Origin of the sequence: Pseudomonas sp. 008 (assembly GCF_016861935.1) — a bacterium.
Classification (GTDB): Bacteria; Pseudomonadota; Gammaproteobacteria; order Pseudomonadales; family Pseudomonadaceae; genus Aquipseudomonas.
The window spans coordinates 1-1179 of the sequence record NZ_BOMA01000045.1 but is presented as its reverse complement, the minus strand read 5'-3'; the positions used below and the strand labels follow the sequence as shown (position 1 = coordinate 1179).

1 protein-coding gene is annotated in these 1179 nt (G+C 62.3%); it reads right to left on the bottom strand.

All coding sequences use genetic code 11. From position 1 onward, the window contains the following. Positions 1-1179: immunoglobulin-like domain-containing protein (locus JUI81_RS31615; protein ID WP_204125692.1), on the bottom strand; the 1179-nt coding region annotated here is incomplete at both ends.

The following is a 1179-nucleotide window of genomic DNA, read 5'->3' as shown; positions in this document are numbered from 1 at the left end:
ATCGGATGGAGCCGGAACGGTGACGGTGCCGGTGGTTTTACCGGCGTCGATGGTGATCACGGCGCCGTTGCTCAGCGTCACGGTCACGGGAGTGCCAGCGGCATTGGTCAGGGTCGCCGTATAGGTGATCTGACCGCCTTCATCTACAGCGCCGGTCGCAGTGAGCGACAGGTTGGTGGTGTCTGGGGTGTCGGTCACCGAGGTATCCGCTGACTTGCCGTCGACTTCCAGTTTCTCGTAGTTGCCGCCCTTGGCGTCGTCGATCTTGACGCTCAGCGAACCGCCGCCCGCCAGTGCATCATTGGGTGCAACAAAGTTGACAGAACCGCTGCTCGCACCGACCGGAATGGTGATGGTCTGGCCGTTGGACAGGGTGACGACCACTGGTGAACCAGTCACCGGAGCGGTTACGGAAGCCGTGTAGACCACGGTCCCACCTTCAACAACACCCGCGGTAGCAGTCAGCGATACAGTGCTGGTATCAATGGTATCGGTCACGCTGGTGACAGCGGCCGTCGAGTCAGTTACCAGATTCTCGAAATTGCCACCCGCCGCATCCTTGATCGTCACTTCGACCTGGCCGGCATCTTTATAAACGTCATCGGCAGGGGCGGTGACGCTCACGCTGCCGGTGGTCGCGCCAGCGGCGATGGTGATCACGGCACCGTTGCTCAAGGTCACGGTGACCGGCGTGCCAGCCGGATTGGTCAGGGTCGCGGTGTACAGAATCTGACCACCTTCGGCCACTTCGGCGGACGCCGACAGGCTCAGGCCGGTGTCGTCTTTCGAGTCGGTGATGGTGGTGAGCGCTGGCTCGGTGCTCGGGGTCAGTTGCTCGAAATTGCCGCCGGTGGTGCCGGTGATGGTGGTGCTGACAGTGCTGCCGTTGTTGTAGACGTCATTGACCGGGGTTTCGACCGTCACGCTGCCGGTGGTCTTGCCCGCTTCGATGGTAATGACCGAGCCATTGCTCAAGGTCACGGTCATTGGCGTGCCGGCCGGGTTGGTCAGGGTGGCGGTGTAGGTGATCTGGCCGCCTTCAGTGACGGTGCCGGTGGCGCTGAGGCTCAGACCGGTGTTGTCGATCGAGTCGGTAATGGTGGTAACGGCCGGGGTCGGGTTCGGCACCAGGTTTTCGAAGTTGCCGCCGGTAGCGCCGGTGATGGTGGTACTGACGGT